This is a genomic window from Rhizobium sp. LjRoot258 (genome assembly GCF_964254185.1).
Lineage (GTDB): Bacteria > Pseudomonadota > Alphaproteobacteria > Rhizobiales > Rhizobiaceae > Rhizobium.
The window spans coordinates 1,378,036-1,401,651 of record NZ_CAXUST020000001.1 but is presented as its reverse complement, the minus strand read 5'-3'; the positions used below and the strand labels follow the sequence as shown (position 1 = coordinate 1,401,651).

The following is a 23,616-nucleotide window of genomic DNA, read 5'->3' as shown; positions in this document are numbered from 1 at the left end:
TTATTGGGGTTTCGAAGATCTCAATAAGGGAGTTGGAAGCATGACTGCCTCTTATGAATACCATATCGGCGTCGACTACCACAAATCCTACAGCCATCTGGTGGTGCAGGATTCGGCGGGTAAAACGCTGCGCTCTGGCCGTGTGAAGAATGACCGTCAGTCGCTTGGCGGCTTTTTGGAGCGGTATCGGGAGAACTCGCATGCCGTGGTCGAGGCCACCCGCAACTGGATGGTGATGTATGACTGGCTCGACGACATTTGTGATGATGTCGTTCTCGCCCATCCGTGGAAGGTCAAGGCGATTGCCGACGCCAAGATCAAGACCGACAAGATCGATGCGACGGTGCTGGCGCATCTGCTTAGAGCCGACCTGGTGCCGGAGGCCTGGGCACCCGGCGAAAAATCTCGGGAGCTTCGCGTCGCGCTGCGCGAACGGATGTTTTACGTGCGGCTGCGCACAATGACGAAGAACCGCATCGTCACGGTGTTTGATCGCTATCCGGAGCAGACAGCCCAGCTCAAGAAGCTCGGCGATCTGTTCGGCAGGGCCGGCCGTGTCCAGCTAGCGCAGGTCAACGTCTCAGAGATCGACCGCATCCAGATCGACCGTGGCCTCGACTTCATCGGCGACATTGACATCAGGATCAAGCAGTCGGAAGCAACGATCCGGGCGATGACCAAGGCCAATGCCAACGTCAAGCTGTTGAAGACGATCCCCGGCATTGGCGAGTTCTTCGCCCGGCTGATCGATGCCGAGATCGACGACATATCGCGCTTCCGCAACCCGAAGAAGCTTGCCGCCTATGCCGGGCTCGTGCCCTCGACCTATTCCTCCGGCGGCAAGACCTTCCACGGCAAGATCATCAAGCAGGGCAACAAGTGGCTGCGCTGGGCCTTCGTCGAAGCCGTCACCCCCGCCATCGCCACCGATGCGCAGCTTCGCGCCCAGTATGAACAATTGAAGATCAGAGGAGTGAACAAGGCGCGAGTTGCCATCGCGCGCAAGCTTTTGACGATCGCCTTCCAGATTCTGCGTGACCAGCGCGCTTACGAGCCGCGCGGCACTGGCACCACGGAAGGCGCGTCGACGATATCCCGGCTGTCCTGATGGTGTTTTAGCGAGCCCGGCAGGATCTGGGCTGCGCTCCTCAAGGAGAATGGGAAGCCGGGAGCCGAACGCCACTCTGTGACCGAAGCCACAAGCATCAGGGTCACGCATTGGAGAATGGTTCGAGAACCGAAGGACGCAAACAACTGTCCGGCGGAGGGAAGAGATTTAGCCGATCGGCGAAAATGCCGGTCAAATAACAACAGAACCCAAGGAAAAGCCCGCAAATGCTGGTGTTTTACCCCTTGTGTTCTTTCATTGGAGAAAACCATGCCCGACACGACCATCGCCGCCCGCCTGCTCAACGTGATGGAACATGACATCCTGCCGATGACCGAACGTGGGGTCGCTGCCGGCAACAAGGTATTCGGCGCCGCGATCCTTCGCAAATCCGACCTCTCGCTGGTCGTTGCGGAGACCAACAACGAGCTTGAAAACCCGCTGTGGCACGGTGAGGTGCACACGCTGAAGCGCTTCTACGAGCTTGGCGAGAAGCCCGCCACGAAGGACCTGATCTTTCTCTCGACACACGAACCCTGCACCATGTGCATGTCCGCGATCACCTGGGCCGGGTTCGACAATTTCTACTATTTCTTCAGCCACGAGGATTCCCGAGACGCCTTCGCCATTCCCCATGACCTGAAGATCCTGAAGGAAGTCTTCGGTCTGGAACCTGGCGGCTACCGACGCAGCAACGCATTCTGGAACAGCTTTGCGGTTGCCGATCTCGTCGAGACCGAAGAAGAGGATTTGAAGGCCGAGTTGAAGGCACAAACGGCGCGCATCAAGGCGCGTTACGACGCGCTCTCCGACAGCTACCAGGCGTCGAAGGGCGACAACGACATTCCGCTGAATTGAGTGAGCATGGACGCTTCCAAAGACATTTCACGCCTGATCGAAATCATGGCCGCGCTGCGCAATCGGGAAACCGGTTGTCCCTGGGACATCGTCCAGACATTTGAGACGATCAAACCCTACACGATCGAGGAGGCTTACGAGGTCTCCGATGCGATCGAGCGCAATGACATGGACGATCTCTGCGAGGAACTGGGCGACCTGCTGCTGCAAGTCGTCTTCCACGCGCGCATGGCCGAAGAGGCCGGCGAGTTCGCATTTGGCGACGTGGTTGAGGCCATCACTCGCAAGATGATCCGCCGGCATCCACATGTCTTTGCCCGTTCCGATGCAGATACGCCGGATGCGGTGAAGAAGCAGTGGGACGACATCAAGCAGGCCGAAAAGCGCGAGCGCGCCGAACGGCGAGCCAAGCGCGGTCTCAGCGAGGATTTCAAGGCCGGTTTCCTGGGATCGGTCCAGCGAAATTTCCCTGCCTTGACCGAGGCGCTGAAGCTGCAGGAGCTGGCTGCGAAGGTGGGCTTCGATTGGTCGGCGCCCGAACCGATCCTCGACAAGATTGAGGAGGAAATCGGCGAGCTACGCGCCGCGCTGGCCGAAGGCGATCAGGCGAAGGTCAGTGATGAACTCGGCGATCTTATCTTCGCCGTCGTCAACATCGGCAGGCATGTGAAGGCCGATCCAGAAGATTCCCTCCGCGGAACGAATACGAAGTTTCGTAGACGATTCAATCACATCGAAGACGTACTTGATGCAGAAGGTGAAACTCTGGCAGCAGCCAGCCTGGAGCGGATGGAGGAAATTTGGCAGGCGGCAAAGGCAATCGAACGGCAGTTGGGTTGAGCCGACACCCGCGCCTCACGTGGCTCGCAATCGCGGGCGTAATCTCAAGTACCCGCTGTGGGGGAGCCTCTAGCGCTCCCAATCCTCTTTGCCAGCCTTCGGCCCGTTGCCGAGACGGCGCTCCAGTTCGACCGCTTCGGTTTCCGAGAGGCGCACGTCGAGTGTGATCGACCCGTCCTCGTTGTCTTCGCGGTTGTCGACAATCGCGTGGTCGTAGAGCCAAGGCAGCAGCGCCAACTTGTCGACAGGCAAGCGTACGGTCGCTTCAGTCAGCACGCCGGAAAGCCTGCGGCTGATCTCTCCCATCAGCGTATCGATACCCTCACCGCTGATTGCGGACAGGGCAACCACGTTCTCGGCACCGCTCGCCTTCTGAACGATCGCATCGTGGGCTTCCTGCTCGAGGCGATCGATCTTGTTCCAGACCTCGATGATGCGCTTGTCGCTTTCGGCCTCGTCGATACCGAGATCCTTCAGGATGCGGAGCACGTCCGCGCTCTGCGCCTGGTTGTCGATGTCGGACATATCACGGACATGGAGGATGAGGTCGGCTTCCAAAACTTCTTCCAGCGTGGCGCGAAAGGCCGCGACAAGGTGAGTCGGAAGGTCCGAGATGAACCCGACCGTATCGGATAGGATCACGGTGCGGCCATGCGGCAGCTTCATTCGGCGCAGTGTCGGATCGAGCGTCGCAAAGAGCATGTCTTCGGCAAGCACGCCTGCCCCGGTTATGCGATTGAATAGCGTCGACTTGCCGGCGTTGGTATAGCCGACCAGCGCCACGATTGGGTGCGGCACCTTCTTGCGCTTGGCGCGATGAAGCTGGCGTGTGCGCACGACCTGCTCCAGCTCGCGCTCGAGCTTGATGATGCGGTCCTGCAGCATGCGACGGTCGGCTTCGATCTGGGTTTCACCGGGACCGCCCATGAAGCCACCACCACCGCGCTGACGCTCCAAGTGCGTCCAGCTGCGGACCAGACGGCCCTTCTGGTAGTTGAGATGCGCGAGATCGACCTGCAGCGTGCCTTCCTTGGTGGAAGCGCGGCGGCCGAAAATCTCGAGGATGAGGCCGGTGCGGTCAATGACCTTGGCGTTCCATTCTCTCTCGAGATTGCGCTGCTGTACCGGCGTTAGCGGATGGTCGACGATAACGAGACCCGAATCGTTCGCATCGAGCGACGCCTTGATCTCTCCGATCTTGCCCGTGCCCATCAACGTTGCGGGTCGCGGATCGTTGACGGTCACGATGGTGCCATTCACCACATCAAGGTCGATCGCCTGGGCAAGACCGGTCGCCTCTTCCAGGCGGCTCTCGGGCGTCCTGGTGACCACGGGTGCAGCATCGCCCGCGCCGCGCCCGGCTCGCGCCTGCTTGAGCACAGGCACGACAACGGTCGCGCGCATGTCATCCCGGTGCTTGGCAGCTTCCGGGATGATCGAATCGTTCTTGGTATCGCGTGTCGAAATAATTGCAGTTCCTGTTAGGAAGCGGCTTCTTCGCTCTCAAACATCTGCATCGGCTGGCCGGGCATGATGGTCGAGATTGCGTGCTTATACACGAGTTGCGAATGGCCGTCACGGCGAAGCAGAACACAGAAGTTGTCGAAGGACGTAACCACACCCGTCAGCTTAACGCCGTTAATCAGAAAAATTGTCAGTGAAATCTTTTGCTTGCGAACAGTATTGAGAAATAAGTCCTGCAGATTCTGAGAACGTTCCGCCATCGCGCCGCTTCTTTCTTTATTGCCGGCTTCGTTTTGCCGGTGAAATACTAATCAACCTCGCCTGCAGGCAGCTGACAACCCTCATCCCCTCTGCCCAGAAAGCCTTGGTATCAAATCGCAATCTTTTCCGCAACGTCGAAAAAGGCCTCCCGAATTTTCTGGGAGATGCTGCCCGGATGACCGTTCGCGATCGACTGGCCATCGATCGACACGACCGGAAAGCAGATGCTCGTTGCAGCCGTGATGAAGACTTCACGTGCGGCGAGCATCTGGGCGACCGAGAACGCCCGCTCTTCGATCGTCAGCCCCAGCTTGGCTCCGACATCAATCAGCGTGGTGCGAGTAATGCCGCGCAGAATGCCATGTTCTGCCGGGCGCGTGATGAGCGTGCCATCGCGGTCGACCATCCAGACATTGGTCGCAGCGCCCTCCTTCACCATGCCCTCGGCGTCGACATAGATCGCTTCCTGCGCCCCGGCTTCCTTCGCCTGCTGACGCGCCATCGCGTTCGGCAGGAGGCCGACCGATTTGATGTCGACGCGGTCCCATCGATTGTCCGGAACAGTAATTGCCTTGATGCCTGTAGCGTTCTTTTTGGCGATGATTGAGGGATCAGTGCTCTTGGCGGTGATCACCAGCGACGGCAGGGTTCCCTCTGCCGGAAATACGTGATCGCGCCGCGCAACGCCGCGCGTGACCTGCATGTAGAAGAGACCGTTGCGGACCCGATTGCGCCGCAACGTTTGGCGAATGACCTGGGTTAGCGCATCACGGCTCATCGGCCAGGCAATGCGCAACTCGCCAAGCGATCGGTCCAGTCTGTTTAGGTGGCGCGTAAGATCGACGATATAGCCATGCCTGATTTCACAGACTTCGTAGACGCCATCCGCGAACTGATAGCCGCGGTCCTCGATATGGACCATCGCGTTCGAGTGCGTGACATAACGGCCGTTCACATAGGCTATTCTGGGCATGGAGAACCTGTGCGTGGGGGTATAAGCAGGTGAATGAGTGACGGCGCAGCAGCGCCGCCCTGGTATCAAACGCCAAGCGACTTCAGCTTGCGGTGCAGCGCCGAACGCTCCATGCCGACGAACTCTGCGGTACGCGAGATATTGCCGCCAAAACGATTGATCTGCGCAATCAGGTAGTCCTTCTCGAACATCTCTCGTGCTTCGCGAAGCGGCAGCGTCATGATGTGATAGTCGTTTTTGGCCGAGACCTTCGGCAGCATGTCGCCGAGGTCGGTCGGCAGCATCTCGGCGGTGATAGGCGCGTCAGGACCGTCAGAACGGGCAAGGATCATCAACCGCTCGATGTTGTTGCGCAGCTGGCGGATGTTGCCCGGCCAATCATGGGCCTGCAGCACGGCCATGGCGTCGTCGCCGATGCGGCGCTGACGGATGCCGGCCTGCTCGGAGATCTGCCGCATCAGCTGATCGACCAGGAACGGAATATCCTCACGACGATCTGCCAGCGCCGGTACCCGCACCGGCACGACGGCGAGCCGATGGTAGAGATCTTCGCGGAACCAGCCCTCGGCGATACGGCTCTCCAGATTGTAGGCCGTCGACGATACGATGCGCACATCGACCTTCACGCGCTTGGAGCCGCCGACGCGTTCGAACTGCTGATCGACGAGAACGCGCAGGATCTTGTTCTGCGTCTCGCGCGGCATTTCGCCGACTTCGTCAAGATAGAGAATGCCGCGGTGCGCCTCTTCCAACGCACCGATCTTGCGCGCCTGGCCGGGCGAACCTTCGGTACCGAACAGCGCGATCTCCATGCGGTCCGGCGTGATATTGGCGGCATTCAGCGCCACGAACGGACCGTTTGCACGCGCCGACTTCTTGTGAATCATCCGGGCGACGAGCTCCTTGCCGGAACCCGACGAGCCGAAAATCATGATCCGGCTATTGGTCGGCGAAACCTTCTCGATCGTCTGGCGCAGTTGCGAGACCGCCACCGACGTACCGATGAGTTCGACCGGATCGCCAGCCTTGCGCTTGAGTTCCGATACCTCGCGCTTCAGCTTCGAATTCTCAAGCGCGCGTTCGGCGATCAGGATCAGCCGGTCGGCCTTGAACGGCTTCTCGATGAAATCGAATGCACCACGCTTGATGGCGGACACAGCAGTCTCGATGTTGCCGTGACCGGAAATCATGACGACGGGAATATCCGGGTGGCGCGTCTTGACCTCGTCGAGCAGCGATAGACCGTCGAGCTTGCTTCCCTGCATCCAGATGTCGAGGAAGATCAACCGCGGCGCACGATCGGAGATCGCAGCCAAAGCGCTGTCGCTATCGTGTGCCGTGCGGGTCTCATGTCCCTCATCAGACAGGATACCGGAGACGATCTCGCGGATGTCATGCTCGTCATCGACGACCAGAATATCAGAGGCCATAAACACTTTCCTTGTCACTTGTCGCCGGGGCAGAAGGCACGGTTTCCAGACGTGGCAGGTGCACGCGGATCATGGCCCCTCTTCCCTGGTCGAAATCAGCGGGCGCATCGTGCAGTTCGAGCTGCCCGCCATGTTCCTCAATAATTTTCTTGACGATCGCCAGACCAAGCCCGGTGCCCTTCTCGCGCATCGTCGTATACGGTTCGAGAATGCTGTGGCGGTTCTCTACCGGCAGGCCGCGACCGTTGTCGATCACATCGACAGTAAAGCGGTCGCGTACAGGATCGAGGGAAGCACGAACCAGGATCTTGCGTTGGTCGCGCTCGCCGCTCGGCACGGCTTCAATCGCCTCCACCGCATTCTTGATCAGATTGCCGAAAGCCTGACCGAGCATGCGACTATCAAATTGTCCTTCCAGCGGCTGGTCGCCCAGTTCCTGCTGGAAGCTAACGTGACTGTTGCCCATCTCGCGCAGGAACACCGCGTCGTACAGGATCTTGCGGAGATCGCTCGGCTCCTTGATCGGCTTCGGCATCCGAGCGAACGATGAGAACTCGTCGACCATGCGGCCGATATCGCCCACCTGGCGGATGATGGTCTCCGTGCACTGGTCGAACACACCCCGGTCGTCCTGGTCGATCTGCTTCCCGTAGCGGCGCTGGATCCGCTCTGCCGACAACTGGATCGGCGTCAGCGGATTCTTGATTTCGTGAGCGATACGACGGGCGACATCGCCCCATGCCGTCGAGCGCTGGGCGATGACGAGATCGGTGATGTCATCGAGCGTGATGACATAGGATTCGCTCGTGTCGCGAACCTCCTCGCGCGTCACCTGGACGCTGAGGGTCCGTACGGTCCCTGCGCGCACAAGAGCGATCTGCTTGCGGAAATCGCCACGATAGCGGGAAGCAGCTTCGCTCAAAACCTGATCCACCTCGGGCGCAATCTCGGAAAGCTGCTTGCCGAGCATCTCCGACGCGGGCAACGCCATCAGGGCTTCCGCCGAACTGTTGACGATCGTCACCCTGCGGTCGTTCTCGACACCGATGACCGAGGCAGTCACGCCGGAAAGAACGGCTTCGATGAAGCGACGGCGGTCGTCCACTTCGTCCTTCGCCTCCAGGATCTCGTCACGTTGCGTGCGGATTTCCGAGATCATCTTGTTGAATGTGCGCGACAGGCTTGCAACGTCGCCGTCCACTGCATGGACGGGCACGACGATATCCATGTTGCCCGAAGCCACGCTATCCGCCGCTGTGATCAGCAGCCGGATCGGGCGCACGATACGGTCGGCCACGGCAATCGCCGTCCAGATGGCAGCGAGCAGAACGATGAGAGCGAAACCGATGTAAAGGACCGCGAACGCGATCTGCAGTGAGAAACGCCCCGCTTCCATCGATTTATATTCGGTGGCGTTCTCCTCCATCATCCGCATGGCACCCATCACCTTCGGATCCACGGCGCGAACCGTGTAGAGAAACGCACCATCAATCGCATCGAGCTTGATGATAGCGCCGACTAAGTTCGTTATACCCGGCGGGATCAAGGTGGGCTGCCCGGCCGCGGCCTTGTCCAAAGCGTCCTGAGGAATTGCCGGCAGCGGCTTCTCGGTCTTGATGTCAGCCTCGATAATCACAGAGCCGTCAGATTTGACCAGAAAAGCGCCCAGCAGCCCGCGGCCTCGCGCCTGTCGCGTCATCAATTCGGAAAAGCCTGTGCGATCGAGATTGAACAGCGCTCGATTGCGTTCGAGGTCGTTCGCCATCGATACGGTCTGGCCCTGCAGGTAGCTCGCATTCTCCATCATGTAGGCCTGCCCGATGTTGCGGGAGGAACTGATGATCGACTGCGTACGAAGGGCAAACCACCGGTCGAGGCCGGCATTCAGCGTGATGCTGGCGAAAATGGCGACAAGGATCGCCGGGGTGATTGCGACGATTGAAAAGAGCACAACAATGCGGATGTGAAGGCGCGCCGCCGCGCGCCCGCGTTTGCGTGCCTTGACCAGGCGGGAAACCTCACGTGCAATGAGGGCCATCAAACCGAGTACGAAGAACGAGTTCACGACGACTGAGGTGACGACGACATGGTAGGTCGGCGCGATCGGGGTCAACCCAAGCAGCACGAAGAGCGTCAGTGTCGCGCAGAGAAGCGCCCCGCCGGCAAGGATCAGGCCTGGTAGCGCAAACAGGGCACGGCGATCGGTCACGGCCGTGACAGCTTCGCCTTCCGCCGCAGGCGGCATCGCATCCTGTTCCATTCGCTTAATTCTCCTGGCGGCAGACCGTCGCTTCCGCCGCTCCCCGCGGATAGGGCCGGAAGCCGTCAGCCTGCCCATACGACGCAACGGCAAGTGCCGTTACCCTCTTGGGCAGCTGCGAAAACCCGAACCCCATGCGTGACTTCTAAGCAACGCATTGTGGCGAAAATGCAACGTCGGCAGTCACATTGTCAAGCAGTGCGGGAGCTTCTGTACACCGATACGCCGAGCTCTCTGATCTTCTTGCGCAGCGTATTGCGGTTCAGACCCAAAAGATCGGCAGCCTTGATCTGGTTACCGCGTGTGGCCGTAAGCGCGGCAAGAATCAATGGATACTCCATTTCCGTCAGCACACGGTCGTAAAGCCCCGGCGGTGGCAGGCCATCGCCGAAACCGGCGAAGTACGTCCGCATGTTTTCCTCGACAGCCTGGGCGATCGTCATATTGCCAGTGCGGATCGGCCCCTTGTCGATGGGACTGTCTGGAACATCGGACCGAAGCTCAGCTTCGATGATTTCGCGCGTGATCACATCCTGTGGATAAAGTGCCATCAGCCGGCGAATGAGGTTCTCCAGTTCGCGCACGTTCCCCGGCCAGGCGTAGGCTTTCATCAGATCGAGCGCTTCTTGATCGAAGCGCTTGGAGCCGAGCCCTTCCTTTTCCGCCTGCTGGATGAAGTGGCGCACGAGATCGGGAATATCCTCGGCACGATCGCGCAGAGGCGGCAGACGCAGCGGAACGACATTCAGGCGATAGTACAGGTCCTCGCGGAAGAGTCCCTGATTGATCGCCTGCTTCAGGTCCTTGTTGGTCGCGGCGACGATGCGAACGTCGGTGCGGATCGGCGTGCGACCGCCAACGGTGGTGTATTCGCCCTGCTGCAGCACACGCAGGAGGCGCGTCTGGGCATCCATCGGCATATCGCCGATTTCATCGAGGAACAGCGTGCCGCCTTCGGCCTGCTCGAAACGCCCGGTCGAGCGCGTCTGGGCGCCCGTGAACGCACCCTTCTCGTGGCCGAAAAGCTCGGATTCGATCAGGTCGCGCGGGATCGCCGCCATGTTGATGGCAACGAACGGCCCGTTGCGACGCTTGCCGTAGTCGTGCAGGGCGCGCGCCACGAGTTCCTTGCCGGTGCCGGACTCGCCGGTGATCATCAGGGTCAGATCCGTCTGCATCAAGCGTGCAAGGACGCGGTAAATTTCCTGCATCGCTGCCGACCGGCCGACGAGCGGCATTCCGTCCTGCATGTCCTCGTCAAGCTTGGCAGGTCTGCGCTTCGGCTCGGCGAGCGCGCGACCGATGATGCCGATCAGTTCCGTCAGGTCGAACGGCTTCGGCAGATAGTCGTAGGCGCCCTTCTCGGAAGCCTTGATCGCCGTCATAAAAGTATTCTGGGCGCTCATGACGAGCACGGGCAGATCCGGGCGCGCTTTCTTGATCCGCGGCAACAGATCGAAGGCATTCTCGTCCGGCATAACGACATCGGTTACGACAAGATCGCCCTCGCCCGCCGAAACCCAACGCCAGAGTGTGGCGGCGTTGGATGTAATGCGCACGTCATAGCCGGCGCGGCTCAGAGCCTGATTAAGCACGGTACGAATTGCCGCATCATCATCCGCGACGAGGATCGTTGCTGTCATCGAGTAGGTCCTGTGGGAGTTATGGTCGTTGCGTCTTCCAGCGATGCGTCCTTGGAGGCCGGCATCAAAACGCGGAATGTGGTGCGGTTGCTCTGGCTGTCGCATTCGATGATGCCGCCATGGTCACCGATAATCTTGGCGACGAGCGCCAGGCCGAGGCCGCTGCCGTTCGTCTTTGTCGTAATGAATGGATCAAACAGATGCGGCAGCAAGTCGGCCGGCACGCCAGGGCCATTGTCCTGAACACAAAATTCCAGCGGCAGCGAAATCTTTTCGCGCGTACCGGCGACCGATAGACGAATGCCCGAGCGGTAAGCCGTCGTCAAAACGATTTCGCCATCCGGGCGATCGCTGACCGCTTCGGCGGCATTCTTCACGAGATTGAGGAACACCTGAACAAGCTGATCGCGGTTTGCGTAGACAGAGGGTAGCGACGGATCGTAGTTTTCGGTGATGCGCAGGTGCCGCGCAAAACCCGCCTTTGCTACGGCCTTCACGTGATCGAGAACGGAATGGATGTTGACCGGCAGCCGATCGACCGGGCGCTCGTCTGAGAAGACCTCCATGCGGTCGACGAGCGACACGATGCGGTCGGTTTCGTCGCAGATCAGCCGTGTCAACGCGCGGTCGTCGTCGACGACCGATTGCTCCAACAGCTGTGCTGCACCGCGAATGCCGGAAAGCGGATTCTTGATCTCATGTGCCAGCATGGAGGCAAGGCCGGTGACCGAGCGGGCCGCTGCACGATGCGTCAGCTGGCGATCGATCTTGTCCGCCATCGACCGCTCCTGGAAGACGATCACCACCGAGCCCGGATCGCTTACAACCGGGGCAACGTATAAATCGACGAGCTTGTCCTGTCCGAGGCGTGGCGAGCTCAAGTCGACACGATACTCGTTGATCGGCGCCCGCCGTTCGCGAACCTGATCGATCAAGGCCAGGAGCGGACTGCCGAACGGAATGAAGGTCGAGATCTTGTACCGGGCAAGGTGGGCCGCGCTGGCACCAAAGAAGGCCTCCGCTTCCCAATTGGCGAAAGCGACGAGGCCGGCCTCGTTGACCATTACGACGGGATTCTGGATCGCGTTGAGCACAGCAGTGGCAACGGCGCTGCCTCCGTTGTCGACCGACGATGGCGCGTCATTCGTCATGCAGCCTCCCGGGTCTGCGTGTTCGATGCCGCAGCCATCAATGCATCATAAAACCGTGCGGCAACCTCTCCAGGTTCGCGTGCCGTCATGATTGCAGCCTTCTCCTGGGCTGCGATATCAGGCGCGAAGCGATCGAGATACCACGCGAGGTGCTTCCGTGCATGGCGAACGGCGACCGCTTCGCCATAGAACTCAAGCATCATTCGGTAATGTCCGGCGGCAATGTCGGGGATTTCCCATGCGTCAGGCGCCGCGTAACCGGCCAACACACCGGCGTGCCATGGCCTGCCCTGACACCCTCTGCCGATCATGACGGCATCGGCTCCGGAGCGCCGCAGAATCGCATGCGCATCGTCGACGGTTTCAACATCGCCGTTTGCAACCAGGGGAACGGCGATGGCATCGCGTACTGCCCGGATTGCGTCCCAGTCAGCCCGGCCTTCATAAAACTGCATGCGCGTGCGGCCGTGGATCGTAATCAACTGGACGCCTGCCTCCTCCGCGCGGCGCGCAATCTCGGGCGCGTTGATGGAATTCTCGTCCCAACCGAGCCGCATCTTCAGGGTCACGGGAACGCTCACCGCCTTGACTGTCGCCTCAATGAGGCTCAGGGCGTGATCGGGCTCGCGCATCAAGGCGGAGCCGGAATAACCGCCTATCACCTTCTTGGCCGGGCACCCCATGTTGATGTCGATGATATCAGCGCCGTGGTCGGCCGCGATCTTCGCAGCCTCGGCCATCCAATGCGCTTCGCGGCCCGCGAGTTGCACCATGTGCGGCAAAAAGCCCGCACTCTCAAGGCGCGCCCATGATTCGGCGGTGCTGTTGACGAGCTCACGGCTCGCAACCATTTCGGTGACGACAAGCCCGGCGCCATGGCGCCACGCCAGCTGCCGGAACGGCATGTCCGTCACGCCGGACATGGGTGCGAGAACAACGCGGTTCCTGACTTCCACAGGTCCGATCCGCAAAGGTGATGCGAGGTCTAAGTCCAGCAATTGATTATCTTTCAGGCACGCAATATGCGTGCACTATTTTTAGACAGGTTTAAATGGCTTGCCAAGAGGGCAGTGCGCGAATTGACATTTTTAGGGCAAATGCTGGAATTCGATGCGCGAAGCCGCTAAGCACCGGTGCAAAATCGCGTTTTGAGGATCTATGCCGCAAATGCATCAAAAGCAACCAGCAATAGGTATTGTCGTCGTAGCAGCCGGGCGTGGTGAACGCGCAGGCGCATCCGAAGAGGGCCCCAAGCAATATCGGACAATTGGCGGCAAGCCGGTGATCACTCATACATTGGAGAAATTCGCCAGTTGGGAGCTTTCCCGCCACATCGTCGTGGTCATTCACCCCGATGACGAGGTCCTGTTTGCCAAGGCAGCCAGCCAGGTCCAGTCGGGCGCACCGATCGATGCGGTCCACGGCGGCTTGACGCGCCAGCAATCCGTTCTGGCGGGACTGCACCATTTGCGAAGCAAGAACCTCACACATGTTCTGATCCATGACGCTGTGCGGCCCTTCTTCGACCACACCCTTCTCGATCGCATCGCCAGCGTCCTCTCCGAAGGCGTGCCGGCAATTCTCCCGGCTATGCCTGTAGCCGATACGCTGAAGCGAGCCGACCTCGACGGAAAGGTTCTCGATACAGTGCCCCGCTCACAGCTTTTTGCAGCGCAGACGCCGCAGTCGTTTGCCTTCGAACCTATCTTGGCCGCCCACGAGAAGGCAGCCTCCGCAAACATGACGGACTTTACCGATGACGCGGCCATTGCCGAATGGGCCGGTATACCGGTACGGATCGTCGAGGGGCTGGCGGACAATGTGAAACTGACGGTCAAACGAGACATTGCGATGGCAGACAGCAGACTCTCAGGACAGGCACTCCCCGATGTGCGCACGGGCAACGGCTACGATGTTCACCAGCTAGAGCCCGGCGATGGCGTGACGCTTTGCGGCGTTTTCATTCCCCACGATCAGAAGCTCAAAGGCCACTCTGACGCTGACGTGGCGTTGCATGCGCTGACGGACGCGCTGCTTGCGACCTGTGGCGCCGGCGACATCGGCGACCATTTTCCGCCATCGGATCCACAATGGAAGGGTGCACCGTCGCGCATCTTCATCGAACATGCGGCGAAGATCGTGCGCGAGCGCGGCGGCACGATCATGAATGCCGACGTCTCGCTGATCGCCGAAGCGCCGAGAGTCGGGCCGCACCGTGACGCCATGCGCGCCAAGCTGTCGGAATTTCTCGGCATTTCCATCGATCGCTGCTCGGTCAAGGCGACGACGAACGAGACGATCGGTTTCGTCGGCCGCCGCGAGGGCATTGCCGCGATCGCCACGGCAACCGTCGTCTATAGGGAAACCCGAGATGAGTATCTTCCCGGCTGATATCGTCGCACAAGCCGAAGCCATCATTCGCGACTTCACTGCTGCGGGGCTGATGGTCTCGACGGCAGAATCCTGCACCGGTGGGTTGATTGCCGGCGCACTGACCGAGATCTCAGGGTCTTCTTCGGTCGTGGACAGAGGCTTCGTCACCTATACCAACACCGCCAAGATGGAGATGCTTGGCGTGCAGGAGGAAACGCTGATCCGCTTCGGCGCTGTGTCGGAGGAGACGGCGCGGCAGATGGTGCACGGCGCCCTTTTCCGCTCCCGCGCTGCCATCGCCGTTTCCGTGACGGGCATTGCCGGCCCCGGCGGCGGATCGGCGGAAAAGCCGGTCGGCCTCGTCCATCTCGCTGCCAAATCGCGCACCGGCGGCCTCACTCATCGGAAGATGCACTATGGCGATATCGGTCGCGACCAGGTGCGCCTTGCGACGGTCAGGACCGCATTTGGCATGATCCAGGAACTGGCTCAGCTGTAAATCTTGGTCGCGCGCGTTTCAAAGGCTTCGGAGAACATACGGAAGGCGCGGTCAAACATTGAGCCCATGACTGCCCCCAAGATGCGGCTCTTGAACTCGTAGTCGATGAAGAAGTGGACGTTGCTGCCCGCTGCCGTCTCCTCGAAGCGCCAGCGATTGTCGAGATAGCGGAACGGGCCGTCGATATACTTGACCTCGATGAGGCGTTCGGCCCGGTTCAACAGCACCTGCGTCGTGAAGGTTTCGCGGATCGCCTTGTAACCTACGGTCATATCCGCGATCAGCAGCACCTTGCCGTCACGCTCCTTGCGACTGCGAATACTTAACGCCTCACAGAGTGGTAGGAATTGTGGGTAGTGCTCGACATCGGCGACGAGGTCGAACATCTGATCGGCGGAATGCGGGACGGGGCGATGCGTTTCGAACTGAGGCATGATCGGCAGTTAAGTGGGAGCGCCGAGAAGATCAAGAAGGCGGCGCATTTCCTGATGCGATTTCAACTGAAGGACGGGCACGTCGGGACTGAACCGATCGATTCCAGCAACAATATGTGGCACAAACCGGCGCTCGAAGTTCCAGATGAAGCTCAGAAATTCGAGGTCGAGCTTTTCGGGGCAGCCCGGCGCCATTTCAGGCCGCGCCCTTCCCCGCCAGCGCAGCCACCTACCGGTGACACCAAGAACGCAGCGCCAGCGTGGCAATCGCACCCACAGGACGAATTCTGTTCGCGGCAGACGGAGATCGAAGGTTGATGATCCCGTTCCATCCATCAGCCACCGTTCGCACGCAACCGCAACCGCGATCAAGTCCCGCTCCTCGGCTTTCGGCCGCTTCACCCAGCCAGGCAACCAATAGAACTCACGGTCCATCGAAATATGGCGTATGCCGAGCCGCTGCGCGAGCTTGCGCGATAGCGTTGTCTTCCCACCACCGGAGCATCCAACGACCAGAACACGCTTCGAGCGTAGCAACAATTCGGCCGCGTGCGCAAAATCGGTAATGAAATTTGGCATGTTTCCATTCCTGCAGACAGGTGTCGCATTGATGTGTTTGTTCAATGTGCTGGATCGAGGCGTTGCAGCAGGCGCGCCATGTCTGCTCGGCTTTTCAGCTGGACAACCGGAACCGATGCACCGTGCCGACGAATGCCCTCCATAAATTCCGGTACGTCATCCCGCTCGAAGTTCCAGACATAGGAAATGAATTGCCAGTCCGGCATCTGCTCAAGGCAACCCGGCGCCATGTCGGGGCGGGTCTTTCCGCGGTACATGAACCCGCGTTTGACGATATTCCAAAGGCACAGCCAGCGTGGCATCCGCACCCAGACGACCAGATCGGCGCGCGGCAATCGAAGGTCGAGTGAGCTCGGATTGTTGCCGTCGATAATCCAGTGGTTCTCGGCGACGATCTGAGCGATCAGTTGCCTTTGCTCCGACCTAGCGCGTGACGTCCAACCCGGCAACCAGAAGACCTCGCGATCCATGGACACGTAGCGGACGCCAATGACCCGCGCGAGTTTCTGGGAAAAAGTGCTCTTGCCACCACCGGAGCAGCCGAAAACAACGACCCTGCGCGCCGCACGGAGGACTTCGGCAGCATCTTCGATCGCGGTGATGTCGTTGTGCATACGCGGCTCCGAGGCTGGGAGCCGCGCAACATACACAACTTCAGATTAGGAACAACCGCTCTTACTCGGCGGCGATCAGCAACTTCTTTTCGCGTGCAGCCTTCAGGCGAGCGAAATCGTCGCCGGCATGGTGTGACGAGCGCGTCAGCGGGCTGGAGGCCACCATCAAGAAGCCCTTGGTGTAGGCAACCGTCTCATAGGACTTGAACTCGTCAGGGGTGACGAAGCTCATAACCGCGTGGTGCTTGCGGGTTGGCTGCAGGTACTGGCCGATCGTCAGGAAGTCGACGTCTGCTGTCCGCAGGTCGTCCATCAGCTGCAGCACTTCGTTCCGTTCTTCGCCGAGGCCGACCATGATGCCTGATTTGGTGAACATGGTCGGGTCCAGTTCCTTCACGCGCTGCAGCAGGCGGATGGAGTGAAAGTAGCGTGCGCCCGGACGAACCGTCAGATAGTTGCCAGGTACCGTTTCCATGTTGTGGTTGAAGACGTCGGGCTTGGCGGCAACAACGCGCTCCAGAGCGCCCGGTTTCTTGAGGAAGTCAGGCGTCAGAATTTCGATGGTCGTCGACGGTGACGCAGCGCGGATCGCCCAAATCACCTTCTCGAAGTGCTCGGCGCCACCATCGGCTAGATCATCGCGGTCGACAGAGGTGATGACGACGTGGGAAAGCCCCATCTCCTTCACCGCCTTGGCAACGTTCTCCGGCTCGGCCATATCGAGCGCGTTCGGCTTGCCGGTCGCAACGTTGCAGAAGGCGCAAGCGCGGGTACAGATCTCGCCCATGATCATGAACGTCGCGTGCTTCTTGTCCCAGCACTCGCCGATATTGGGGCATCCAGCCTCTTCGCAGACGGTGACGAGCTTATGCTCCTTTACGATCGAGCGTGTCTCCGCGTAGCCCTTGGAGGTCGGTGCTTTGACGCGAATCCAGTCCGGCTTGCGCAGGACTTCCTGATCGGGCCGATGCGCCTTTTCCGGATGCCGCACGCGCTTGGCGTCGGGATTGATCGTGTCGAGAATGGTTACCATGGCAGTTCAAATCTCCGCCGCGCCATGCGGCAAAAGCCCTATCTATCGGCGGACGAGCCGCGCGACAAATATCAGCAAGCAGGCACCAAGAAAACCCGTGACGAAGTAACCGAGCCTGCCGCCAGCCACCTCTATATGAAATTGCGCCAAAATCGCAGTTGCGACCACAGAGCCGACAATCCCGAGCACGATGTTGAGCAATATCCCGTAGCGCGCTTCCATCAGCTTGCCCGCGAGCCAGCCTGCAAAACCGCCGATGATGATTGCCGCAATCCAGCCTACGCCTTCCATCCTGTCCCTCGCCTTTACGCTATCGCCCTCGCGATCAGCACCACGATGATGGCCCCGACCGTTGCGTGAATGATCTGCACCACAAGCGCATTATCGATCCCGAGCGATATTCCGAGGGCGTTGAAGAGAAAGCCTCCAACAAACGCGCCGATGATGCCGCTCAGCAGGCACCGTATCAATCCACCTCCACCGACGACCAGGCTTGCGAGGAAGCCCGCGAGCAGACCGATGAGCAGAAAGATGAGCAGTGCCTGCGTACCCATAGACATGATGATTTCCTTTTGTTTTTTCCACCCCGTGGGGATGGATTTGCCACCCCGAGATAGAGGGCGGCGACGGAAACTATCAAGCGTTCAGAACACGACCATAGGCATCGAGGACTGCTTCCTTCATCGTTTCGGAAACGGTCGGATGCGGGAAGATCGTGTGCATCAGTTCTTCCTCGGTCGTCTCGAGGTTCATCGCGACGACAAAGCCCTGGATGAGCTCGGTCACTTCGGCGCCGACCATGTGAGCGCCGAGCAGCTCGCCGGTCTTCTTGTCGAAGATCACCTTGCAGAGACCCTGGTCTTCTCCGAGCGCGATCGCCTTGCCGTTTGCCGCAAAGGAGAAGCGGCCGACACGGATGTCGCGGCCCTGCTCCTTGGCCCTGGCTTCAGTGAGGCCTACCGAGGCGACCTGCGGGTTGCAGTAGGTGCAGCCCGGAACCTTGTTCTTGTCGGTGGCGTGAACGTTCGGCAGTCCCGCGATCTTCTCGACGCAGACGACGCCCTCGTGCTCAGCCTTGTGGGCGAGCATCGGTGGACCGGCAACGTCGCCGATCGCATAGATGCCTGCCACGTTGGTCTTGCCGTAGCCGTCGATCACGATGCAGCCGCGATCCGTCTTGACGCCGACTGCCTCCAGTCCGAGGTTTTCGACGTTGCCCTGAACGCCGACTGCTGAGATCATCCGATCAGCCGTAATCTGCTGCACCTTGCCGTCCGACGTCTCGACATGCGCGGTGACGCTGTTGGCGGACTTTTCGACCTTCGCGACCTTGGCGCTCGTGAAGATTTTCAGGCCGCGTTTTTCCAGCTGCTTGCGGGCGATCGCGGTGACTTCCGCATCCTCGACCGGCATAATCGTCGGCATGACTTCGACAACAGTCACATCGACGCCCATGGACCGGTAGAAGCTTGCAAATTCGATGCCGATGGCGCCCGAGCCCATAACAATCAGCGACTTCGGCAGCACATCCGGCTTCAGCGCTTCGAAATAGGTCCAGATCAGCTTGCCGTCCGGCTCTATGCCAGGCAGCGCGCGCGGACGGGCACCAGTCGCAACGATGATATGCTTGGCGGTGTAAGTGCCCTCGCCCTTGACGTTCTTCGGCACCGGGTTCTGCGGCTCGACGACGGGCTTGGAAGACCTGCCGACGACGATTTCGCCGGGTTTGGTGATCTTGGCTTCGCCCCAGATCACATCGACCTTGTTCTTCTTCATCAGGAAGCCGACACCACCGTTCAGGCGCGCCGACACGCCGCGCGAACGGGCGACGACAGCCTTGACGTCGGCGCTGACCTTGCCTTCCAGCACGAGGCCGTAATCCTTGAGGTGGTTGGAATGGTCGAGAATTTCGGCCGAGCGCAACAAAGCCTTGGTCGGGATGCAGCCCCAGTTCAGGCAGATGCCGCCCAGATGCTCGCGTTCCACGATCGCGGTCTTGAGGCCCAGCTGGCTGGCGCGCACGGCGGCGACATAGCCCCCCGGTCCGGAGCCGATGATGATGACGTCGTAATTCTCAGCCATGTTTTCCTGCCTTTGCTATCGGGCGTCGCGGGTGAGTAGCACCCACTCGTGTTTTCTGCCGTTTTCGAAGAACGCCACGGCATCCGCGCGCGCCGTCTCCGAAAATCCATTGTTCTTGTAAAGCGACAGAGCCGCTTCGTTGTAACTTGCTGTGATCAGACTGACCGGCGCGGTTCTTGCCCGAGCGATCTGATCCTCCAGAAGCCTTCGACCGATCCCGATGCCGCGCAAATGGCTGTAGACACCGAGCGTTCCGATAAACCAGCTTCCAATCACCCTCTGCTGCAGATCGATAACCGGCTTCAGCGCCCGTCGATCCGCTTGAATGTTGCGTATGCCTTCATCTAGCCCGTAGCCGATCGCGGCTCCCGCGATCTCGCCATAAGCCTCCGCAATCACGGCATCGCGCCAGTTGCCTTGCCCATCGTCGCCGCGCAGCTTCTGCCGTCCGCGCTCCATCGGGGTGTCACCGCCACCGCCGCTTCCTAGCTCCGTGAGCCAAAGCCAAGTGGCGAAGCCGTGAGAGGCGATATCCGTGAGCAACGCCAGCTCCGTCGCATCCTCCCGCGCGGCGGGACGAAGCGAAACGAAGGATCTCATGCTCAAAGCCCCAGCATCATCCGCACAGTCGATTCCATGCCGCGCCCGAGAGCGCGGGTATTTTCGGCGTCAAGGTGGATGCCATCGACCGGCGTCGTCTTCGCCACCGAATTGCCATCGAAGAAGCCGCAGCCGAGCTCGTCTGCGAGATCACGATAGAGCGTCGGAAGCTTTGTCGATTCCTCGATACCACCGACGAACGAGGCCGCGAAGGGCACGTTTGCCGTCTCGCGAATCTTCGGTGGCGCAACGATCAGAATGTCGGGCCCATCGAATTCGAACGGCCAGGCATGATTGCGGATCAACCGCACCAGCCGTGCGATGCCTTGGCAGGCGGCAAAAGCCGATCCAGCCACGACTGGCTTCATGTCGTTGGTGCCGAGAAGCAGAATGACGAGATCAAGCGGCGCATGCGTCTGCAGGATCGTCGGCAGGATGCGCGCGCCGTTCCGGTCGCAGTCGGCGAGATGGTCGTCGAAGGCGGTGGTCCGTCCATTCAATCCTTCGGCGATAACACGCACTTCGTTGCCCAGTGCCGCCTGCAGTGCACTTGGCCAGCGATCCTTGTAGTCATGACGCCCGATCGTATCGGCGTCATAACCCCAGGTCAGCGAGTCACCATAGCAAAGAACGGTCTTCGTCATTTCCGCCTCCGCTCCGGTCTCAGACGAGCATACCCATCGGATTTTCGATGTAGCCCTTGAACGCCTGCAACAGCTCGGCACCGAGCGCACCATCGACGCAGCGATGGTCGGTCGAAAGCGTGACGCTCATCACGGTTGCGATGACCATTTCGCCCTTGCGGACGATGACACGCTGCTCGCCAGCGCCGACGGCAAGGATCGTTGCATGCGGCGGGTTGATGACGGCTGCGAAGTTCTTCACGCCCATCATGCCCATGTTCGAAACAGACGTCGTGCCGCCCTGATATTCCTCAGGCTTGAGCTTGCGATCCTTTGCACGCTTGCCGAGGTCGCGCATCTCGTTGGAGATCACCGACAGGGTCTTTTCCTCGGCCTTGCGGATGATCGGCGTGATCAGACCGCCCGGGATCGAGACCGCAACGCCGACATCGGCGTGCTTGTGCTTGACCATGTTGGCCTCGGTCCAGGAGACATTGGCATCAGGAACATCGCGCAGCGCCAGAGCCATGGCCTTGATGACCATGTCGTTGACGGACAGCTTGTAGGAGGCGCCGCCATCCTTGCGGGGAGCCGCGTCGTTGAGTTGGGCGCGCAGCGCCAGCAGCGCATCGAGCTCGCAATCGACGGTGACATAGAAGTGCGGCACCGTCTGCTTGGATTCGACGAGGCGCTTGGCAATGACCTTGCGCATGCCGTCATGCGGCACAAGCTCGTAGGAGCCGGGCTCGAACAGCTTGAGAACGGCTTCTTCCGAAGCGCCCTTGGGTGCAGCAGCCGGGGCCGGTGCAGCAGCTTGCGTGGCAGCGGCGGCCGGAGCAGCCTTGGCACCACCACCTGCGGCAGCGGCTTCCACGTCGCTCTTGACGACGCGGCCATGCGGACCGGAGCCGGCGATGCCAGACAGATCGATACCGGCTTCCTTCGCCAGACGACGCGCGAGCGGCGACGAAAAGGTGCGGTTGCCACTTGCCGGAGCGGCTGCGGGTGCAGCTGCCGAAGCAGGAGCGGCGGCCGCCGGCGCCTGAGCGGCGGGAGCCGGTGCAGCTTCAGCCTTCGGCGCTGCCGCAGCATCGACCTTTGGAGCCAGGGCAGCGGAGCCTGCGCCGCTGGCAGCGGCGGACACGTCTTCACCTTCCGCTGCGAGCACGGCGATCAAGGCATTGACCTTGACGCCTTCAGTGCCGGCCGGAACGACGATCTTGGCAACGGTGCCCTCATCGACGGCTTCGACTTCCATCGTCGCCTTGTCGGTCTCGATCTCTGCAATGACGTCACCCGACTTGACCGTGTCGCCTTCCTTGACCAGCCACTTGGCGAGGTTGCCCTCTTCCATGGTCGGAGACAGGGCAGGCATCGTGATGTTGATAGGCATCGAAATACCCTCCCCTTGTTACTTGTAGCAAACGGCCTTCACGGCATCGACGACTTCACCAACATTCGGGAGAGCGAGCTTCTCGAGGTTGGCGGCATAAGGCATCGGAACGTCCTTGCCGGCGACCGTCAGAACCGGCGCGTCGAGATAATCGAAGGCCTGCTGCATGACGCGGGTGGCAATTTCGGTGCCGACGGAGTTCTGTGGATAGCCTTCCTCGACAGTGACCAGACGGCCGGTCTTCTTGACCGATTCGATCACGGTCGGAATGTCCATCGGGCGCAGCGTGCGCAGGTCGATCAGTTCGGCGTCGATGCCGATCTTTTCGAGTTCGGCGACAGCCTTGACCGCATAGGTCATGCCGATACCGAAGGAGACGATCGTCACGTCCTTGCCCGGACGATGAATGCGCGCCTTGCCGATCGGCAGGACGAAATTGTCTATCTTCGGCACATCGAAATGCTGACCGTAGAGAATTTCGTTTTCGAGGAAGACGACAGGGTTCGGATCGCGGATGGCAGCCTTCAGCAGGCCCTTGGCGTCGGATGCCGTATAAGGCATGACGACCTTGAGGCCCGGGATCTGGCTGTACCAGGCCGAGTAATCCTGGCTGTGCTGGGCGCCGACGCGGGCAGCAGCGCCGTTCGGGCCGCGGAACACGATCGGCGCGCCCATCTGGCCGCCGGACATGTAGAGCGTCTTGGCAGCGGAGTTGATGATCTGGTCGATCGCCTGCATCGCAAAGTTGAAGGTCATGAACTCGACGATCGGCTTTAGGCCAGACATGGCAGCACCGACGCCGACGCCGGCAAAGCCGTGCTCGGTGATCGGCGTATCGATGACACGGCGCGCACCGAACTCCTGCAGGAGGCCCTGTGTGACCTTGTAGGCGCCCTGGTACTCGGCAACTTCCTCGCCCATGACGAAAACGCTCTCGTCAGCGCGCATTTCTTCCGCCATGGCATCGCGAAGCGCTTCGCGAACGGTCATCGACACCATTTCGGTACCGGCCGGAATTTCCGGATCGTTCGGCACGGCTGCCTTCGGCTCGGCTGGAACAGGAGCAGCCGGCTTTTCTTCCACCTGTGGGGCAGCGGCGGCGGGAGAAGGCTGCGTGGCAGGTGCTGCCGAAATATCGGAGGCCGACTCGCCGTCCTGCAGCAGGACTGCGATCTTGGCGTTGACCTTCACATTTTCGGTACCGGCCGGCACCAGCAGCTTACCGATGACGCCTTCATCAACGGCTTCGACTTCCATCGTCGCCTTATCGGTTTCGATCTCGGCAATGACGTCACCTGACTTGACGGTATCACCTTCCTGCTTGAGCCACTTGGAAAGCGTGCCTTCTTCCATCGTCGGAGAGAGGGCGGGCATGAGAATATCGATTGGCATGGGTCG

24 protein-coding genes are annotated in these 23,616 nt (G+C 60.4%); 5 read left to right on the top strand and 19 right to left on the bottom strand.

Going from position 1 to position 23,616, the window contains the following annotated elements; translation table 11 throughout:
* Positions 1–40 precede the first annotated feature (40 nt).
* From ACSQ9D_RS07050 to mazG, 3 genes are all read left to right on the top strand, one after another.
* Complete coding sequence (locus ACSQ9D_RS07050) at positions 41–1,108, top strand: IS110 family transposase (protein ID WP_436283783.1); 1,068 nt, start codon at positions 41–43, stop codon at positions 1,106–1,108.
* A 270-nt stretch (positions 1,109–1,378) separates the two neighbouring features.
* The gene (locus tag ACSQ9D_RS07045; RefSeq protein ID WP_436281644.1) at positions 1,379–1,966 is read left to right on the top strand and encodes a nucleoside deaminase; all 588 of its coding nucleotides are present in this window, start codon (positions 1,379–1,381) and stop codon (positions 1,964–1,966) included.
* Positions 1,967–1,972: 6 nt separating this feature from the next.
* Positions 1,973–2,806, top strand: coding sequence for a nucleoside triphosphate pyrophosphohydrolase (mazG, locus tag ACSQ9D_RS07040; RefSeq protein ID WP_436281643.1), 834 nt, complete (start codon positions 1,973–1,975; stop codon positions 2,804–2,806).
* 69 nt (positions 2,807–2,875) lie between these two features.
* Here the strand turns inward: mazG and hflX are convergent, their stop codons facing one another.
* From hflX to dusB, 8 genes are all read right to left on the bottom strand, one after another.
* A complete protein-coding gene (hflX, locus tag ACSQ9D_RS07035; protein WP_047517269.1) occupies positions 2,876–4,210 on the bottom strand; it encodes a GTPase HflX in 1,335 nt (444 codons plus the stop codon).
* 77 nt (positions 4,211–4,287) lie between these two features.
* A complete protein-coding gene (gene hfq, locus ACSQ9D_RS07030; RefSeq protein WP_003539403.1) occupies positions 4,288–4,530 on the bottom strand; it encodes an RNA chaperone Hfq in 243 nt (80 codons plus the stop codon).
* A 110-nt stretch (positions 4,531–4,640) separates the two neighbouring features.
* Positions 4,641–5,504: a D-amino-acid transaminase gene (locus ACSQ9D_RS07025; RefSeq protein WP_436281642.1), complete on the bottom strand. Its 864-nt coding sequence runs from the start codon at positions 5,502–5,504 to the stop codon at positions 4,641–4,643.
* A gap of 65 nt (positions 5,505–5,569) precedes the next feature.
* Positions 5,570–6,934, bottom strand: coding sequence for a nitrogen assimilation response regulator NtrX (gene ntrX / locus ACSQ9D_RS07020; RefSeq protein WP_037117839.1), 1,365 nt, complete (start codon positions 6,932–6,934; stop codon positions 5,570–5,572).
* Positions 6,924–9,194 carry an ATP-binding protein gene (locus ACSQ9D_RS07015; protein WP_436281641.1) on the bottom strand — a complete coding sequence of 757 codons (2,271 nt, stop codon included), beginning with the start codon at positions 9,192–9,194 and terminating at the stop codon, positions 6,924–6,926. The genes ntrX and ACSQ9D_RS07015 overlap by 11 nt, the downstream gene beginning before the upstream one ends.
* 191 nt (positions 9,195–9,385) lie before the next feature.
* Positions 9,386–10,837, bottom strand: coding sequence for a nitrogen regulation protein NR(I) (gene ntrC / locus ACSQ9D_RS07010; protein ID WP_024316984.1), 1,452 nt, complete (start codon positions 10,835–10,837; stop codon positions 9,386–9,388).
* Positions 10,834–11,988, bottom strand: coding sequence for a two-component system sensor histidine kinase NtrB (locus ACSQ9D_RS07005; RefSeq protein WP_436281640.1), 1,155 nt, complete (start codon positions 11,986–11,988; stop codon positions 10,834–10,836). Before ACSQ9D_RS07005 ends, ntrC begins: the two co-directional genes overlap by 4 nt.
* Positions 11,985–13,010, bottom strand: coding sequence for a tRNA dihydrouridine synthase DusB (dusB, locus tag ACSQ9D_RS07000; protein ID WP_436283782.1), 1,026 nt, complete (start codon positions 13,008–13,010; stop codon positions 11,985–11,987). The genes ACSQ9D_RS07005 and dusB overlap by 4 nt, the downstream gene beginning before the upstream one ends.
* A 136-nt stretch (positions 13,011–13,146) precedes the next feature.
* On the opposite strand from dusB, the gene ACSQ9D_RS06995 reads away from it, so the two are divergent.
* Positions 13,147–14,379: a bifunctional 2-C-methyl-D-erythritol 4-phosphate cytidylyltransferase/2-C-methyl-D-erythritol 2,4-cyclodiphosphate synthase gene (locus ACSQ9D_RS06995; RefSeq protein ID WP_436281639.1), complete on the top strand. Its 1,233-nt coding sequence runs from the start codon at positions 13,147–13,149 to the stop codon at positions 14,377–14,379.
* Complete coding sequence (locus ACSQ9D_RS06990) at positions 14,360–14,860, top strand: CinA family protein (protein WP_436281638.1); 501 nt, start codon at positions 14,360–14,362, stop codon at positions 14,858–14,860. The genes ACSQ9D_RS06995 and ACSQ9D_RS06990 overlap by 20 nt, the downstream gene beginning before the upstream one ends.
* On the opposite strand, the gene ACSQ9D_RS06985 is transcribed toward ACSQ9D_RS06990, so the two are convergent.
* The 11 genes from ACSQ9D_RS06985 to ACSQ9D_RS06935 form a co-directional block, all read right to left on the bottom strand.
* On the bottom strand, positions 14,851–15,294 hold the full coding sequence (locus ACSQ9D_RS06985) for a type II toxin-antitoxin system RatA family toxin (RefSeq protein ID WP_436281637.1): 444 nt from the start codon (positions 15,292–15,294) through the stop codon (positions 14,851–14,853). The two genes, ACSQ9D_RS06990 and ACSQ9D_RS06985, sit on opposite strands and share 10 nt — an antisense overlap.
* A gap of 9 nt (positions 15,295–15,303) precedes the next feature.
* On the bottom strand, positions 15,304–15,873 hold the full coding sequence (locus ACSQ9D_RS06980) for an AAA family ATPase (RefSeq protein WP_436281636.1): 570 nt from the start codon (positions 15,871–15,873) through the stop codon (positions 15,304–15,306).
* A gap of 41 nt (positions 15,874–15,914) precedes the next feature.
* The gene (locus ACSQ9D_RS06975) at positions 15,915–16,487 is read right to left on the bottom strand and encodes an AAA family ATPase (RefSeq protein WP_436281635.1); all 573 of its coding nucleotides are present in this window, start codon (positions 16,485–16,487) and stop codon (positions 15,915–15,917) included.
* 61 nt (positions 16,488–16,548) lie between these two features.
* Positions 16,549–17,520 (bottom strand): lipoyl synthase, encoded by a 972-nt coding sequence (gene lipA / locus ACSQ9D_RS06970; RefSeq protein ID WP_037117819.1) that lies wholly within the window; start codon positions 17,518–17,520, stop codon positions 16,549–16,551.
* A gap of 42 nt (positions 17,521–17,562) precedes the next feature.
* Positions 17,563–17,811: a GlsB/YeaQ/YmgE family stress response membrane protein gene (locus tag ACSQ9D_RS06965; protein ID WP_037117818.1), complete on the bottom strand. Its 249-nt coding sequence runs from the start codon at positions 17,809–17,811 to the stop codon at positions 17,563–17,565.
* Between the two features lie 14 nt (positions 17,812–17,825).
* Positions 17,826–18,080 carry a GlsB/YeaQ/YmgE family stress response membrane protein gene (locus ACSQ9D_RS06960; RefSeq protein ID WP_024316975.1) on the bottom strand — a complete coding sequence of 85 codons (255 nt, stop codon included), beginning with the start codon at positions 18,078–18,080 and terminating at the stop codon, positions 17,826–17,828.
* A 76-nt stretch (positions 18,081–18,156) separates the two neighbouring features.
* Positions 18,157–19,602, bottom strand: coding sequence for a dihydrolipoyl dehydrogenase (gene lpdA / locus ACSQ9D_RS06955; RefSeq protein WP_436281634.1), 1,446 nt, complete (start codon positions 19,600–19,602; stop codon positions 18,157–18,159).
* Positions 19,603–19,617: 15 nt separating this feature from the next.
* A complete protein-coding gene (locus ACSQ9D_RS06950; RefSeq protein WP_436281633.1) occupies positions 19,618–20,202 on the bottom strand; it encodes a GNAT family N-acetyltransferase in 585 nt (194 codons plus the stop codon).
* 2 nt (positions 20,203–20,204) lie between these two features.
* The gene (locus tag ACSQ9D_RS06945; protein WP_024316973.1) at positions 20,205–20,846 is read right to left on the bottom strand and encodes an SGNH/GDSL hydrolase family protein; all 642 of its coding nucleotides are present in this window, start codon (positions 20,844–20,846) and stop codon (positions 20,205–20,207) included.
* A 19-nt stretch (positions 20,847–20,865) separates the two neighbouring features.
* Positions 20,866–22,218 (bottom strand): pyruvate dehydrogenase complex dihydrolipoamide acetyltransferase, encoded by a 1,353-nt coding sequence (locus ACSQ9D_RS06940; protein WP_436281632.1) that lies wholly within the window; start codon positions 22,216–22,218, stop codon positions 20,866–20,868.
* A gap of 18 nt (positions 22,219–22,236) precedes the next feature.
* Positions 22,237–23,610: a pyruvate dehydrogenase complex E1 component subunit beta gene (locus ACSQ9D_RS06935; RefSeq protein WP_436281631.1), complete on the bottom strand. Its 1,374-nt coding sequence runs from the start codon at positions 23,608–23,610 to the stop codon at positions 22,237–22,239.
* Positions 23,611–23,616 lie beyond the last annotated feature (6 nt).

What these genes read in the sequence shown, in the direction of transcription:
- ACSQ9D_RS07050 (WP_436283783.1), top strand. Translation starts at nt 41, where the DNA reads ATGACTGCCTCTTATGAATACCATATCGGCGTCGACTACCACAAATCC.
- ACSQ9D_RS07045 (WP_436281644.1), top strand. Translation starts at nt 1,379, where the DNA reads ATGCCCGACACGACCATCGCCGCCCGCCTGCTCAACGTGATGGAACAT.
- mazG (WP_436281643.1), top strand. Translation starts at nt 1,973, where the DNA reads ATGGACGCTTCCAAAGACATTTCACGCCTGATCGAAATCATGGCCGCG.
- hflX (WP_047517269.1), bottom strand. Translation starts at nt 4,210, where the DNA reads ATGCGCGCGACCGTTGTCGTGCCTGTGCTCAAGCAGGCGCGAGCCGGG.
- hfq (WP_003539403.1), bottom strand. Translation starts at nt 4,530, where the DNA reads ATGGCGGAACGTTCTCAGAATCTGCAGGACTTATTTCTCAATACTGTT.
- ACSQ9D_RS07025 (WP_436281642.1), bottom strand. Translation starts at nt 5,504, where the DNA reads ATGCCCAGAATAGCCTATGTGAACGGCCGTTATGTCACGCACTCGAAC.
- ntrX (WP_037117839.1), bottom strand. Translation starts at nt 6,934, where the DNA reads ATGGCCTCTGATATTCTGGTCGTCGATGACGAGCATGACATCCGCGAG.
- ACSQ9D_RS07015 (WP_436281641.1), bottom strand. Translation starts at nt 9,194, where the DNA reads ATGGAACAGGATGCGATGCCGCCTGCGGCGGAAGGCGAAGCTGTCACG.
- ntrC (WP_024316984.1), bottom strand. Translation starts at nt 10,837, where the DNA reads ATGACAGCAACGATCCTCGTCGCGGATGATGATGCGGCAATTCGTACC.
- ACSQ9D_RS07005 (WP_436281640.1), bottom strand. Translation starts at nt 11,988, where the DNA reads ATGACGAATGACGCGCCATCGTCGGTCGACAACGGAGGCAGCGCCGTT.
- ACSQ9D_RS06995 (WP_436281639.1), top strand. Translation starts at nt 13,147, where the DNA reads ATGCCGCAAATGCATCAAAAGCAACCAGCAATAGGTATTGTCGTCGTA.
- ACSQ9D_RS06990 (WP_436281638.1), top strand. Translation starts at nt 14,360, where the DNA reads ATGAGTATCTTCCCGGCTGATATCGTCGCACAAGCCGAAGCCATCATT.
- ACSQ9D_RS06985 (WP_436281637.1), bottom strand. Translation starts at nt 15,294, where the DNA reads ATGCCTCAGTTCGAAACGCATCGCCCCGTCCCGCATTCCGCCGATCAG.
- ACSQ9D_RS06980 (WP_436281636.1), bottom strand. Translation starts at nt 15,873, where the DNA reads ATGCCAAATTTCATTACCGATTTTGCGCACGCGGCCGAATTGTTGCTA.
- ACSQ9D_RS06975 (WP_436281635.1), bottom strand. Translation starts at nt 16,487, where the DNA reads ATGCACAACGACATCACCGCGATCGAAGATGCTGCCGAAGTCCTCCGT.
- lipA (WP_037117819.1), bottom strand. Translation starts at nt 17,520, where the DNA reads ATGGTAACCATTCTCGACACGATCAATCCCGACGCCAAGCGCGTGCGG.
- ACSQ9D_RS06965 (WP_037117818.1), bottom strand. Translation starts at nt 17,811, where the DNA reads ATGGAAGGCGTAGGCTGGATTGCGGCAATCATCATCGGCGGTTTTGCA.
- ACSQ9D_RS06960 (WP_024316975.1), bottom strand. Translation starts at nt 18,080, where the DNA reads ATGTCTATGGGTACGCAGGCACTGCTCATCTTTCTGCTCATCGGTCTG.
- lpdA (WP_436281634.1), bottom strand. Translation starts at nt 19,602, where the DNA reads ATGGCTGAGAATTACGACGTCATCATCATCGGCTCCGGACCGGGGGGC.
- ACSQ9D_RS06950 (WP_436281633.1), bottom strand. Translation starts at nt 20,202, where the DNA reads ATGAGATCCTTCGTTTCGCTTCGTCCCGCCGCGCGGGAGGATGCGACG.
- ACSQ9D_RS06945 (WP_024316973.1), bottom strand. Translation starts at nt 20,846, where the DNA reads ATGACGAAGACCGTTCTTTGCTATGGTGACTCGCTGACCTGGGGTTAT.
- ACSQ9D_RS06940 (WP_436281632.1), bottom strand. Translation starts at nt 22,218, where the DNA reads ATGCCTATCAACATCACGATGCCTGCCCTGTCTCCGACCATGGAAGAG.
- ACSQ9D_RS06935 (WP_436281631.1), bottom strand. Translation starts at nt 23,610, where the DNA reads ATGCCAATCGATATTCTCATGCCCGCCCTCTCTCCGACGATGGAAGAA.